The organism is Ruminococcus sp. (genome assembly GCF_016283395.1).
In genome coordinates this window covers 63,852-77,958 of record NZ_JAEEMU010000042.1, presented here as the reverse complement: position 1 = coordinate 77,958, position 14,107 = coordinate 63,852, and the positions used below count along the sequence as shown (strand labels likewise).

At 44.3% G+C, this 14,107-nt stretch carries 9 protein-coding genes; 4 read left to right on the top strand and 5 right to left on the bottom strand.

What is annotated here, in order from left to right; all coding sequences use genetic code 11:
- Position 1 precedes the first annotated feature (1 nt).
- The 4 genes from QZZ41_RS09690 to QZZ41_RS09675 all read right to left on the bottom strand — a co-directional run bounded on the left by QZZ41_RS09690 (position 2) and on the right by QZZ41_RS09675 (position 4,634).
- Positions 2 to 2,032, bottom strand: a complete 2,031-nt coding sequence (locus QZZ41_RS09690; RefSeq protein ID WP_295071081.1) for a M13 family metallopeptidase — start codon at positions 2,030 to 2,032, stop codon at positions 2 to 4.
- A gap of 186 nt (positions 2,033 to 2,218) precedes the next feature.
- Positions 2,219 to 2,944, bottom strand: coding sequence for a MerR family transcriptional regulator (locus tag QZZ41_RS09685; RefSeq protein WP_295071078.1), 726 nt, complete (start codon positions 2,942 to 2,944; stop codon positions 2,219 to 2,221).
- Positions 2,945 to 3,051: 107 nt separating this feature from the next.
- A complete protein-coding gene (locus tag QZZ41_RS09680; RefSeq protein ID WP_295071076.1) occupies positions 3,052 to 3,921 on the bottom strand; it encodes an AraC family transcriptional regulator in 870 nt (289 codons plus the stop codon).
- Between the two features lie 77 nt (positions 3,922 to 3,998).
- A complete protein-coding gene (locus QZZ41_RS09675) occupies positions 3,999 to 4,634 on the bottom strand; it encodes a GyrI-like domain-containing protein (protein ID WP_295071073.1) in 636 nt (211 codons plus the stop codon).
- A gap of 144 nt (positions 4,635 to 4,778) precedes the next feature.
- On the opposite strand from QZZ41_RS09675, the gene QZZ41_RS09670 reads away from it, so the two are divergent.
- The 3 genes from QZZ41_RS09670 to QZZ41_RS09660 all read left to right on the top strand — a co-directional run bounded on the left by QZZ41_RS09670 (position 4,779) and on the right by QZZ41_RS09660 (position 11,667).
- Positions 4,779 to 5,474: a GTP pyrophosphokinase family protein gene (locus tag QZZ41_RS09670; RefSeq protein ID WP_295071070.1), complete on the top strand. Its 696-nt coding sequence runs from the start codon at positions 4,779 to 4,781 to the stop codon at positions 5,472 to 5,474.
- A gap of 254 nt (positions 5,475 to 5,728) precedes the next feature.
- Positions 5,729 to 10,018, top strand: a complete 4,290-nt coding sequence (locus QZZ41_RS09665) for a glycoside hydrolase family 2 TIM barrel-domain containing protein (RefSeq protein ID WP_295071067.1) — start codon at positions 5,729 to 5,731, stop codon at positions 10,016 to 10,018.
- A 221-nt stretch (positions 10,019 to 10,239) separates the two neighbouring features.
- Positions 10,240 to 11,667, top strand: a complete 1,428-nt coding sequence (locus QZZ41_RS09660; RefSeq protein WP_295071065.1) for a family 16 glycosylhydrolase — start codon at positions 10,240 to 10,242, stop codon at positions 11,665 to 11,667.
- A gap of 86 nt (positions 11,668 to 11,753) precedes the next feature.
- On the opposite strand, the gene QZZ41_RS09655 is transcribed toward QZZ41_RS09660, so the two are convergent.
- Complete coding sequence (locus QZZ41_RS09655; protein ID WP_295071062.1) at positions 11,754 to 12,188, bottom strand: thioesterase family protein; 435 nt, start codon at positions 12,186 to 12,188, stop codon at positions 11,754 to 11,756.
- A 182-nt stretch (positions 12,189 to 12,370) separates the two neighbouring features.
- On the opposite strand from QZZ41_RS09655, the gene cls reads away from it, so the two are divergent.
- Positions 12,371 to 13,903 (top strand): cardiolipin synthase, encoded by a 1,533-nt coding sequence (cls, locus tag QZZ41_RS09650; RefSeq protein ID WP_295071060.1) that lies wholly within the window; start codon positions 12,371 to 12,373, stop codon positions 13,901 to 13,903.
- The last annotated feature ends 204 nt before the right edge of the window (positions 13,904 to 14,107 follow it).

The following is a 14,107-nucleotide window of genomic DNA, read 5'->3' as shown; positions in this document are numbered from 1 at the left end:
CTTACCACCTGCTTACCCTTTCCTCGGGAGCAACGTACATTCCGTCACCCTCCTTCAAGCCGTACACCTCATTGAACTTTTTGTTCGATGCAAGTACAGCATTAACACGAGTCTCAGCAGGACTGTGCTCGTCAAGTTCCAGTGCTTTTATGCCGTCAGAGTCCACCATAAGAGTAGCCCAGCTTTTAGCGTAGCTCTCAAAGAGCTTTTTCAGTTCTTCCTTGTCGTCAATGAGATTAGTTACACATTCGACACCGCTAAGGTCGGCGTAGTTCTCACCGTTTGTAAGCTCTCCGTCAACATGGAATACCTCCATGATAGTGTATCTGCTGTAATACTCGGCAAGCTTATCCGCACGTTCTTCAAGTATCTGCTTATCCTTTTCGCCCAGCCAGTCAGGGTTATAAATACCGTCAGGATCGTAATTGATGCAGTTAGAGTCAAATGCATGACCTATCTCATGTCCTATGACTGCACCAAGCGCACCGAGATTTTCAGCACGGCTGCCATTTGGGTCAAACATCGGCTTCTGCATAATAGCAACAGTGATATTGATAGAGTTGGATATCTGATACTGTGCATTTACCTCAGTAGCGAGCATAGTTGACTTTGTTTTGTCAACTTCCTCAGACAGTTCTTTTATAGTATCTGCAACACTCTTTTTGCGTATATTATTTGCCGTCTCATACAGGTTCTTTCCGATAAGCTCAGCGTCCTTCGCATCTACCTTATGAGGCTCGGGAGCAGTAATAAGAATTATGTTATGGAGCTTTTTCAGCAGTGCCTTTCTTGTATCGGCTGTGAGCCAGTCGGCATTGTTTATAAGCTCATCATAGCTGTCTATGATATCGTCAAAAAGCTCATGGATACCCTTGTCAAGCTCGGGAGTATAAAATCTCTCCGCATATACCTCGCTTATCTGATAAGCAAGATTACGCTCTACTATAGTCGCAGCCTGATCTTCCTTAGTTTCCTTGCTTTCGGGAGCATACTCCTTCAGTATCTTATTGCTGTCGGAAATAAATTCACGTCTGTCATAAAGATAAGTTGTAAATATATATGTTTTCCACTTCTCCAGATTTTCATCTGTTATAAGAGAATTTATAGCTTTCAGCTGTTCGGGATCACAGATATAGATACCGTCAGTGCTGTTTTTGACATCCCCCAAGAACATTTCCACAACAGAGCCGTCAAGATTTGACATTATGCTGTCAAGCTCTTCAAAGGTAGACATGGGTATCTTTGAGATATTTTCAAGAGTCTCCTTTGTTTCAAAATCCGTATGATGAGCTATTTCCAGACCGAGATACACCATTTGCTTGCCCTTTTCATCGGCTTCTTCATAGTCATCGCCCATAACTCTGTGCATATCTCTTGCTATATTATTAGCTTCCTTGCACTTTTCGGAACTGTCGTTTATATCTTCAAGGCTCGTTCCAATAAAAGACTTTTCAGGTGCAATATACAGAGAATTCCTTGAACTGTCTCTGAAATCATTCATGACCTCAAAACCGAATAAAGAACTTGCTTCACTGTTACGCACCAGTTCGCCCCATATACTGAAAAGCTCCTGTATGTTGCCGGCTGCGAGTATCTTTTCGCAGTTGTCCATTACTTCTTTATATACAGAACCGTCGTCCTTATATGCCTTTGCCTGCTGATAAAGGTCATGGATAAGCTGTTCGTTCGTACCTTTTGCGTATTTCTCGCTGCTTTCGCCTATCTCCTTTATCATATCGGGGATTATATCTCTGTTATCATCGTCCTCAAAGCCAGACATATAGTTCTCGCCGTATGGTATCTCAGCGTTCATGAGCTGATCGTAGTTGACATAACCGTAAAAATCGTCCTCAGCTTTTGGCTTCCCCTTTTTACTGTCTTTAACGCTGTCAGCGTCTTTCTTTTCATCGCTTTCCTCTACGGCAGTTTTGGTGTCATCGCTTTCGCTGCTCTTCGATGATGAACAGCTTGCACAGCTTACCGCAAGCATACCCGCAAGAAGAAACGAAAAGACTCTAAGCTGTTTCTTCATTTTCGTCCTCCAATAATTACTATGGCATATAAAAAACAAATACCACGATATATATTATACATTCAACGAAAATCCTTGTCAATTAAATAATTCTTAAATAAGTCTTAACTGCGCATAAGAATTTTTATTTTTTTCTTTTCACGTAAAAAAGCGGAGCTGTAAAAGCTCCGCTTTCTTATACTGTTTTTACATATCTCCGCAGTACACTGCAATAGCCTTTGCTGCAAATTCTGCTGTGCCATTGCCGCCTGCATTGTTGATATTATCTCTGAACTCTCCGTCGGCTGCGTACATCTTGCCAAGTCCGCTGAGTATCTCATTGGTACAGGTGTAAAAATGCTCGGTTATAAAGCCTTGCAGCTTCTTCACCATTGCCTGCGCTTCATTGCTTTCGTGACTGCCCTCTTTAAGCTTTCCGAACTCAGCAAAAAGCTGCATAAAGTCCTCCATTACCTGCTGATTTTCCTCGGCTGAACGCTTCTTCTGTGAGAACTCCTCATAAGCCTGAGTATTGCCCCACTTTTCCTTTGCGCGTTGTGTATATTCGTCGATCTTTGATGTGTCAAATGCAGTAAAATCCACTGCTCTCACTCCTATCACTTTTATTCTCCGAGCGAAGCTTATGAGGTCGTCAAGTCTTTTCCTTTTCAGTTCCAGCAGCTCTATCTGCTGCTCAAGAGCCTGCTTACGGTCGAAATCGGGACTGCTCACTATGCGCACTATATCCTTCAGCGGAAACTCCAGTTCGCGAAAAAGCAATATCTGCTGAAGTCTTTCCAGTGCCGTATCGTCATACAGCCTGTATCCGCCCTCGGTATGTGACGCAGGGGGCAGCAGCCCTATCTCATCGTAATATCGCAGAGTGCGTATACTCACTCCCGTCAGCTCACTGACCTGCTTGACTGTCATCATTTTATCCACTCCTCTCGTGTGATCTCAGTATATACCATGACGTAACGTGAGAGTCAATAGTATTTTTCAACTTTGTAGGAACTCACAAAAATCGCACTGCTGTTTTATCAGTCCTGCTCAATAGGTATCCATATCTGACTTCTGTAATCAGGAGAAGTCATATCGCCGTCGGGATAGGCTTCTATATCCATTTCGTATGTGGGCTTATATCCTGATGTAGGGAAGAACTCCGAGCACATTTCATGCCAGAGATGCTGTATGGCATCAGGCATAGGACCTACACACTCGGCTATCACCCATTTTCTTGCAGGGATAGTATTCACACTGTATCCTTCGGGAGCAACTGTATCGGGAGCACACTGAACAGCAATTCCGTAATCAAAGCTTTCGTCATTGGTGTGTCCGTTTCCGTAACAAGTACCGAATACATAGCTTTTGTCCGATGCATGAGCAAGCAGCGTATCTATTATGCCTTCCTTGTTTGCTCTGCCCCAGAATTCGGGGATAGTGTTCAGATTCTGAGCACCTGCCACCGTGTGACGCTCAACCTTTTCAAGTACCGTAAATGCTTCCTTTTCAACTATTCTGTAATCCATAGTATTACCGCCTTTCAGTATTATCTGCACTCTGAGGCGTGAGAACGACCTGAGACCTGCTTTCATCTGCCTTGCCTCCGTAGGTGTAACGCCGTGAAAGGCTGTAAAGGCGCGGGTAAAGCTGTCGGGCGAGCTGTAGCCATACTTCAAAGCTATATCTATGACCTTTTCATCTGTAGAAACAATATCGCTGCCTGCGAGAGAAAGCCGCCTGCTGCGGATATACTCTCCCAGCGTCAGACCGCATAAAGCTCCGAATATACGCTGGAAATAGAAAGCCGAACAAGCCGCGCGCGCTGCGATATCATTATAGTCCAGCTCCTCGGTGATATTTTCCTCGATGTAGTCGATAGCACTCTGTATGCCCTCTGCCCAGTTCATAGTCATTCCTCCTCTTGGTGTGATATCATTGTACCATAAAGGCGGTACGCTGTCCCGACAATTTATGCACTTTTGTGTCAGCCGCGCTTTTTCACAGGGTGACGAATAACTGTTTTCAGCTTTTCGGGTGCTGTTTTTCTCGGGTCTGAAAGGTATATCTCATGGTGCTTGCGGCTGTCTGAGATGTCGATATCATAACCCAAGCCGTCAGCATAGCTGTCCATTGCTTCGACTGTTGCAGGCTCGTCGTCATAAGAGCCCATATGCATACACTGAACACAGACTCCCTCATCAAGGGTAATAAACTCAACTTTTGAAAAGTCCGTTTTTTTCTTCACTGTTGCCTGCTCCACAGCCCAGTCAAAGTCCGCCTTTGTTACAAAATCGGGAAGTCTTATCATAGCTGTCCACTTTAGTTCGCTCTTGCGGCTGTAGTCGATACCGACTCTGCCCTCCTGCTCCCACAAGCCCTCAAGCGGAGGTACAACATAGTCGAAATAGCCGTTGATACGGTGGTCGGTCTTTTTGCTCATCTTGATAGTATATGCAATTCCGTACAGCATCTCTAATGCCTGCTTATACTCGCCGCCCTCTTCGTTAGGGTCGCCTTTCCCGCAGACTGCGATAAAGTTCATTGACGGTATCTCAACAATCTGCGGCTGATTTTTCGGCATATAGTATTCCTTGTATTCCTTTTTGTAATCGAAAGCCATAGCTATGCTCCTTTCAGAAATATATACTGATTATATCACAGCGGACGCTTCTGTGTCAAACAAATGAAAAAGCATAAACTACGATTGACCTTGACCTGCAATAATGGTATAATAATATCATCAATATAGATGTGAGGTAAGATAATGGATCCCAAAAACGAAATAATCCGAGACCTGCGTGAGCTCACGGAAGCAGAAATGTCAGAAGCGGAATTCCTGCGTTCAGTTGAAAATAACATGATACCCATGCAGCAGTTCTTTACATATTACAAGTGCGCCATAATGGAGATAGAGACTAAATTCCGCGTACTCAACGAGCAGTTCTCACTGAACGGCGAAAGCAATCCCATAGAGTTCATACAGTCGAGAATAAAGAGCTACGGAAGCATATACCGAAAGCTGCTTTCAAGGCATATCCCGAGAAATATCGAAGCTATCGAAAACAACATAAGCGATATCGCAGGAATACGTGTGGTATGCTCATTCGTACAGGATATCTACAGACTGGCAGACTGCTTTTTGCAGCAGGACGACATCACCCTTATCGAGAAAAAGGACTACATAGAAAAACCTAAGGCAAACGGATACAGAAGTCTGCATCTCATCGTAGCCGTACCCATATTCCTTGAAAATGAAAAGCGTCTTGTCAGAGCTGAGGTGCAGCTGAGAACTATCGCTATGGACTTCTGGGCAAGTCTCGAACACAAACTCCGCTACAAGAAAAATCTTCCCCCGTTCAAGCTCAATCTTCTCGCGGACGAGCTTAAAAAATGCGCAGATCAGAGTGCAGAATGGGACGGACGTATGCAGGATATCAAAAATATAATCGAAAATGACTGAAATCCAGACCATTCTCATGATATGAGAGTGGTCTTTTTGGTAATAAGCAATACAAAATTAAAAAATCGTTATATTTTACACTATTTTTTCAGAAATTCAGTTGCAATCCGCTCATTTTTATGCTATATTATACACAATAAATGGTTATCAACATCAAAGAGTTATTTGTTTAACACAATAAATCATAGATGTTATAATCAAAATAAAAGATATTGCATTTCAGGGGAATTATTAAAACAAGGAGGAACTTAATTATGAAACGACGTATTGTGTCAGCTATCGTAGCTGTCATGACTGCCGCCACATCACTTGGTATCACAGTGCCGCAGAAAGTTTCAGCCGTTACCTTTACAGGAAACGAGTGGACAGGAAAAAACGGTGCTGAAGATGTATTTCAGGTGAACCGCGAAGCCGCATCATGCAACCCTGTGCCCTATCATTCCACAGAGGCTGCCGTAAACGCAGTATGGGACTATAACGCACGGGAGGAGTCGGAGTATTTACAAATGCTCACAGGCAAGAATGAGGACTGGGATCTTGTAGTAGTACAGAACTCTCAGCAGGCAAGCTCTCATATCAATGCAGGCTGCTTCAATCCCGATTATCAGCCTTCGGCAGAACACGGCTGGAAAACAGTGCAGCTGCCCAAGAGCTGGACTCGTCAGGGCTTTGACTTTTCTATCTACACCAATATTGGTGAGCCGTGGCAGGCTAAGTACGACAGCAATGTACCTGCGCCTCAGGCTCCCACAAACTACAATCCTGTAGGACTTTACCGCAAGAAATTCACTGTGGACAGCGCAATGCGCAAGTCAGGCAGAAGAGTATACATCGAGTTTGACGGCGTAGAGTCCGCTTATTATGTATATGTAAACGGTACTGCTGTCGGCTACAGCGAGGACACTTTCAGCCCTCATCGTTTCGATATCACAGACCTGCTTACTGACGGTGAAAATACACTTGCAGTAGAGGTACATAAATTCTGTGACGGTACATGGTTCGAGGATCAGGATATGATCTATGACGGCGGTATCTTCCGCGATGTTTTCCTCGTAAGTGCTCCCGATGTACAGATAAGAGACTATACCGTCCGCACAGACCTTGACGATAGCTTCACCAATGCCGACCTTGAGATATCAATGGATATCTCCAACCTTACTGGCAACTCAAAGAACGGCTGGAGCGTTATTGCCGAAGCCTATGACGAGGACGGAAACAATATCCTCAGCGGTGCTTCTGCAAAGATAAATGACCTTGCTGCATCAACAGGAAAGGTCTGTACAATAAAAACAGACGTTACAGCTCCGAAGCTGTGGTCTGCTGAAAAGCCGAATATTTATGCCCTCGTACTGAAACTTTGCGACGCTCAGGGTGAAGTACAGGAGATACTGTCCACACAGCTGGGCTTCCGTGAGATAAACTTCACTTCCGCTCAGGTGGACGGCTCATACAACGTCACCACAAAACGCTGGCAGCCCATAACTATAAACGGTAAGCGTCTGCTCCTCAAAGGCGTAAACCGCCATGATACAGACCCATTCTACGGCAAGGCTGTGCCTCAGGAAACTATCCGCGAGGACGTTTCCCTTATGAAAAAGAACAATATCAATGCTATAAGAACCTCACACTACAGCAACGATTCGTACCTTTACTGGCTCTGCAATAAGTACGGTATGTACGTTATGGGTGAGACTAATCTGGAGTGTCATGCACTTCAGGACGGTAAAAATAACAATACAAAGTCTCTGTTCTACGAACTTGCTATGGACAGGACCGAAACTTCATACAAGCGCCTGAAAAACAATCCTGCCATCGTTGCATGGTCTATCGGAAATGAAATGGGCTATACAGGCAATGCAAACGATGCAGGCGGAATGTTCCGCGATATGATCTGGTATTTCAAGAAGAACGATCCAACAAGACCTGTACACAGTGAAGGTCAGGGCTTCGGCATGGGCGTTGATATGGGAAGTAATATGTACCCTGGTTCAGACGTTATCGGCAATAACGCAGGAGATGGAAAAATGCCTTACGTTATGTGCGAATACGATCATGCTATGGGTAACTCCGTCGGCGCACTCAAGGAATACTGGGACGCTATAAGACGTGCCGACAATATGATGGGCGGCTTCATCTGGGACTGGGTAGACCAGTCGAGAGCTGTAAATCTTCCCAATAACAGCTGGGATTACTACTCAGAGTCGTATGCTCACAAAAACCTTTACTCCGATGAGATAAAGGGCAAATACTACGGCTACGGCGGAGACTGGGGAGACTGGCCAAACGATAACAGTTTCTGTGAAAACGGTCTTATTAGTCCTGACAGAAATCCTCAGCCTGAGCTTGCAGAGGTAAAGTATCAGTATCAGAATTTCTGGTTCAGTGCAGATGCTTCTCAGCTCGCAAAAAATGAGATAAGCGTATACAACGAGAATAACTTTGCAGACCTCAGTGATTTTGATGTTTCATGGTCACTTCTCAAGAACGGTATAAGCATCAGCAGCGGTACAATTGATGATGCGCAGGCTAAGCCGCTTTCAAAGAATACTCTAAAAGTACCATTTACGATACCTAAGAATATCCTTGCAGGCGATGAATTATATCTCGATATCTCCGTAAAGGTGCGCAATGGCTCAGACCTTCTCCCTGAAGGTACAGAGATATCCTATGCTCAGTTCCCTATCACAGCATCAGGCAAGGTAGCCAAGTACGATACAGGCAGCGAAGCAGTTACAGTAGTCGATACTCCCGATAGCTACGTTCCTACAGGAAAGGGCTTCAACTTCGCTATAGACAAGTCAACAGGTCTTATGAAGTCTTATACATACAACGGTGAGATACTTATCTCAGACGGTCCTGCTCCGAATTTCTGGCGCGGCAATGTTGAGAACGATACAGGCTGGGGTGCAAGAGACCTATTCGACTCTAAATGGAAAGACGCTATGAAGGGCGCACGATGCGACAAGATAGACGTATTGGATGGCGATAATGGCGAAAAGATCGTGATATCCCATCTCACTCTCACAAATGCCGGAAACACAAAGGTCGATATCACCTATACTATCCACTGCAACGGCAACGTTACTGTAGGCTTTGATGTCAATGCAGCAAGTGCCGGCCTTGGCAACTTCATACGTGTAGGTTCTATAATGAAGCTCCCCGAGGGGGCAGAGAAGGTAAGCTGGTACGGCAACGGTCCTGTTGAGACTTTCAATGACAGAAAGACCAACGGCAGAATGGGTGTTTGGAACAGCACTGTTTCAGAAATGTTCTATCCGTACCTCAAGGCTGACGACTGCGGCAACCTTACCGATGTCAAGTGGATATCAGTAAAAAACAGCAGCAAGGACTCAAGTCTCCTTATTGCTGCCGATGGAACAGTGGAAGCAAGTGCGCTCCACTTCACTCCCGAAGATCTCCAGAATGCAGACCACCCATACAAGCTCCGTCCCAGAAGTGAGACAATGTTAAGCGTTGACTACGGCTCAATGGGTACAGGAAGTGCTACCTGCGGACAGGGTACACTTCCAAAATACCGTCTGCCGTCAGGAAGACCGTACAGTTGGTCATACACTATTATCCCTATAGCTTCATCAAGCTCTGACAGCACCATAACCGACACAGCTGCAAAGCTCCGCTCAAACGGAACAGTGATACAGGATAAGAGCAGCAATGCTTTACAGGTTCCGATAGGATCAGATGCCAAGCTCACAAATTCAGCTGACGGAAACTACGTATCAGGCGCAGTTACCATACCGTCATGCAGCAAGCTTGAAAGCGCACTTGAAGGTAAAAACTCATTTACAGTTGAGGCAAATGTAGTTCCCACAGGCTCGCAGCAGTACAATATGTTCGCAAGCAAGGGCGATTACTCATTCGGTCTCAGAGCAGAACCTTCCGTACTCTATTTCTTCATCTATGCAGGCGGAGAATGGAACAGCGTCAGCGCTTCAATAGGTTCAGACTGGATCGGCAGGAAACATCAGGTTGCAGGAATATACGATGCAGAAAACAATATGATAAGAGTATATTGCGACGGAAAGATGCTTGCCGAAAAGGCAGCAAACTCAGCAGGTGTTGCACATTCGGGATATCCGCTGACTCTTGGTGCCTGCCCCGAAACAGGCAGAAATTCACAGGCTAATTTCTACGAAATGAGAGTATACAGCAAGGCTCTTACGGCTTCTGAGCTATCATCACAGAACACAACTTCTCCTGCTTATGCTGCCGACAGCGAATATGTTCAGCTCTGGCTTGACTTCGACAATATCGCAGAAGCACCGCAGGATATACCCGATGAAGATATACTCTACGGCGACGCAGACTGCGACGGCGAAGTTGCAATGAATGATATAGTTCTTATAATGCAGTCATTGGCTAATCCTAACAGATATGGTCTCACAGGTACAGACGACCACCATATCACCGAACAGGGACAGCTCAATGCAGACGTTTACGAAAACGGCAAGAGCGGCATCACAAACAATGACGCTATGCAGATACAGAAGTATCTCCTCGGACTTGTAAAGTCCCTGGAACCATAACGAAATAATCACCTCTCCTATACAGCCAAGCCCGAAAGCGACCTCGGAAACGCTTTCGGGCTTGGTTTATTTCACTGTATGATGAAATATGTCAGCATATCTGCACATTTTATTACATCACCAGTTTACCATAAATCAGTGTATTTTGCTATAAATTTTCGCTGTAAAAAGTTATAATAATGCCATAAGAGAATAAACCTCACATTTAAGGAGGAATAAACATGAAGAATTACAAGGCTTTATCTTTTATCGCAGCTCTTGCAATGATGGTTTCAGCAGCAGGCTGCGGAGATAAAAACGAAAACACTGATAACGCAAAAGCACCTGAAACTACAGCAGCCGCTGATACAACTACACAGGCTGCCGCTTCCGATGAGACAGAAGTGCCCGAGATAGATGGCTACGACCTTATCTGGAACGATGAATTCAGTGCTGCTGCACTTGACGAAAGCAAGTGGAACTACGAGCCACACGAACCGGGCTGGACCAATGAAGAGTTACAGGAATACACAACCTCAACAGATAATGTGTTTATCCGTGACGGCAAGCTGGTCATCAAGGCTATCAAGTCCGAAAAGGACGGCAAGGACTACTACACCTCTGGTAAGGTAACAGGTCAGAACAAGACAGATTTCACTTACGGTAAAGTAGTCGTAAGTGCTAAAGTCCCCGAAGGACAGGGCTTATGGCCTGCTATCTGGATGATGCCAAAGGACGAGAGCTACTACGGACAGTGGCCTAAGTGCGGCGAGATCGACATTATGGAAGTACTCGGAAATAATGTAAGCACTGCATACGGTACTCTCCATTACGGCGAACCTCACGGCGAAAAGCAGGGCACATGGAACCTTACAGGTCAGACCTACGCTGACAGCTTCCATGAATTCTCTGTAGAGTGGGAGCCGGGTGAGATACGCTGGTATATCGACGGAAATCTTTACAATACAGTAAACGACTGGTTCACAGCAGTTCAGGGCGAGGACGAAAAGCCTTATCCTGCACCATTCGATCAGCCATTCTTCGTTCAGATGAACCTGGCAGTAGGCGGAACATGGCCTGGTAACCCTGACGAAACCACAAACTTTGACAATGCTGAATTCGAGATAGACTACGTAAGAGTTTATCAGAAGCCCGAATACGATACAAATGTTAAAAAGCCCGAAAAGTCTTACCGTGAGCCACTGGAGGACGGCAACTACATCTACAACGGAGATTTCTCAGAGGCAGAGGATCTCACTGATGATGTAAACTGGAAGTTCCTGCTCTTCAACGGCGGTGTAGGTGCAGCTGAGATAAAGGATAACATGATAGTTATCACCTCAGAAAAGGAAGGCACAGAGGATTACTCTGTACAGCTGGTACAGCCTGATATCCCGATGATAAAGGGCCAGAAGTACAAGCTCACATTCGATGCATATGCAGATGAGGAAAGAGAAATTATCACCTGCGTTTCTGCTCCCGAAGCAGGTTGGATAAGATATTTCGAGGATACAAAGCTTACTGTAACTCCAGAAAAGCAGACATTTACCTATGAATTTGAGATGAAGGAAAAGGACGATCCAAAGGGACGACTTGAATACAATCTCGGCCACAGAGGTTCAACTGCTACAGTGTATATTTCAAATGTAAGAATCGAAGAGATAGCTTGACCTCTATCAAAACAAGTCTCCACCGACTAAAAGCATCTTCGATACTCTAACATAAAAAAGCTCCCTACGTGGGAGCTTTTTACTTTTTATTCTTTTATCTCATAACCGTTATAGTCACTGAATACTTTATATATATCAGGATAGTGGATCTTTGTTCTGAGCGGTCTAAGCTCAAGATCGGTAAAACAGTGCGAAGAACTGCCTTCAACGCAGATCTCACCTGTTTTTCTGCTTATAATTTTATATTCAAGATGCAGTGTTGTACCGTTAAACTTTATGATTTTTGGGTATACTGCAAATGGCTCATCAAAGCAAAGAGGACGCTTGTACCTGCACTCCACAGAAAGCACAGGCATATATATACCCATTGCTTCTATCTGTTCAAAAGGCATTCCTGCTTCGTTGAGAAAGTGTATTCTTGTTTCCTCGAATATCCTTATATAGTTTGAATGGTGTACCACACCCATCTTATCTGTCTCATAGTAATATACATTTCTTTCATATGGTCTGATATTATTCATATACATCATTCCTTTCATCGTATCTGAGCAGCGTGTTATCTAATACGCCGCTATCGTTGCTATTATAAAAAAAATATGATATAATAATGTGAGCGTAAGCAAACTCTTTCGGCTAATACCTAATGGCTAATGGCTAACGGCTTTATTACAGTGATCTTTATATCATCATCAGGAGGTGGAAAATGAAGATAAAAAAACTTCTAAGCAGTATCCTCAGTACAAACGCTGCATTCGTTATACTTCTGCTATTTCAGATCGCATTTTTGATGCTTGCTGTAGCAAGTCTCGGAACACGTTTTTACTTTGTATACTTCATTCTTATTATTCTTGACATAATACTTGCCATATATATCACCAACAAGAACGAACCTATCTCCTATCGTTTCGCATGGATAGTAATTATCAGTGTTTTCCCTCTTATGGGCGGTATATCCTATCTCTTCATAAAGCTTTCACAGCAGTTTCCCAAATCCCTTGATATGCGAAATCAAAAGCAGACAAAGGAACTGCTTGTTCAGGATAATGACATAATGAACGAGCTGTCTGCCATGTGTCCTGATGCACTCAATCTTGCAAGATATGTTTCGGACTACGGTATGTACCCCGTTTACAGAAATCTTGATGCGGAATATTTTCCGCTTGGCGAGGTACAGTTTGAAAGACTTGTTAAGGAAATAGAGTCCGCAAAGCATTTTATATTCCTTGAGTTTTTTATAATCACCGAGGGATATATGTTTGATACCTTATCGGAACTTCTAATTAAGAAAGCTGCTGAGGGATTAGACGTAAGGCTTATGTATGACGGCATTGGCACAGGTATGCTCAACTCCGTCAAGCCATTCCGCAACCTTGCAGAACACGGCATAAAGTGCAAGGTATTCAATCCTTTCCGCCCCATGATATCATCGGTGCAGAACAACCGTGACCACAGAAAGATCGTTATTATCGACGGTCATACAGCATTTAACGGCGGTACTAATATCGCCGATGAATATATCAACCGCAAGGAGCGTTTCGGACACTGGAAGGACACGGGTATAATGATACGCGGACAGGCAGTGTGGAATTATACGGTCATGTTCCTACAGCTCTGGGAAAAGGCTGAAAACAGCGAATTGCAGAAATTCAGTCCGCATATGCCACAGTATCTTTCCATGCTGAAAGATGACGGCTTTGTGCAGCCGTTTTCCGATTCACCACTTGATGAAGAACCTGTGGGAAAGCGTGTATATCTCGAACTTATCAATAATGCCCGAGAGTACGTATGCATTACAACGCCCTATCTTATCCTCGATGAGGAAATGACAAATGCTCTCGGATTTGCTGCGAAGAAAGGTGTCAATGTAAGAATAATCACTCCGCATATCCCCGACAAATGGTATGTTCACATGATAGCGTGGAACAACTACGCCCAGCTTACTGCACTCGGAGTAAAGATATACGAATACACCCCAGGTTTTATCCATGCAAAGACCTGCGTTGCAGACGGCAAGACCGCACTTATAGGTACTATCAATTTCGACTACAGGAGCTTCTATCTGCATTTTGAATGTGGAAGCGTATTATATGAATGTTCCGTCATAAAAGAAATGGTGCGGGATTTCAATGAAACTGCCGAGCTTTCACAGCTCATAACTATGGAGGACTGCAACAACCGTTCAATGTTCAAAAAAATCGCAGGAGCTGTACTCAATATGTTCGCTCCGCTGCTGTGATAATATACGCCCCGATGTATGACCGCAGTACTTGTATAAAAGCTTATATTTATTTATCGGGGGAACCCTTTCTGAGGAAAGGTTTTCCCCCGAACCCCTTTCCAAAGACTTTTATCTGATTTTTTCCCGGATAGGGCGCGACCTGTATACTTGCAAGTCTTTTTATTTTACATACGCGCCCTATCCGGGAAAAAATAAAAACAG

What these genes read in the sequence shown, in the direction of transcription:
- QZZ41_RS09665 (WP_295071067.1), top strand. Translation starts at nt 5,729, where the DNA reads ATGAAACGACGTATTGTGTCAGCTATCGTAGCTGTCATGACTGCCGCC.
- QZZ41_RS09680 (WP_295071076.1), bottom strand. Translation starts at nt 3,921, where the DNA reads ATGAACTGGGCAGAGGGCATACAGAGTGCTATCGACTACATCGAGGAA.
- QZZ41_RS09670 (WP_295071070.1), top strand. Translation starts at nt 4,779, where the DNA reads ATGGATCCCAAAAACGAAATAATCCGAGACCTGCGTGAGCTCACGGAA.
- cls (WP_295071060.1), top strand. Translation starts at nt 12,371, where the DNA reads ATGAAGATAAAAAAACTTCTAAGCAGTATCCTCAGTACAAACGCTGCA.
- QZZ41_RS09690 (WP_295071081.1), bottom strand. Translation starts at nt 2,032, where the DNA reads ATGAAGAAACAGCTTAGAGTCTTTTCGTTTCTTCTTGCGGGTATGCTT.
- QZZ41_RS09685 (WP_295071078.1), bottom strand. Translation starts at nt 2,944, where the DNA reads ATGATGACAGTCAAGCAGGTCAGTGAGCTGACGGGAGTGAGTATACGC.
- QZZ41_RS09660 (WP_295071065.1), top strand. Translation starts at nt 10,240, where the DNA reads ATGAAGAATTACAAGGCTTTATCTTTTATCGCAGCTCTTGCAATGATG.
- QZZ41_RS09675 (WP_295071073.1), bottom strand. Translation starts at nt 4,634, where the DNA reads ATGGCTTTCGATTACAAAAAGGAATACAAGGAATACTATATGCCGAAA.
- QZZ41_RS09655 (WP_295071062.1), bottom strand. Translation starts at nt 12,188, where the DNA reads ATGAATAATATCAGACCATATGAAAGAAATGTATATTACTATGAGACA.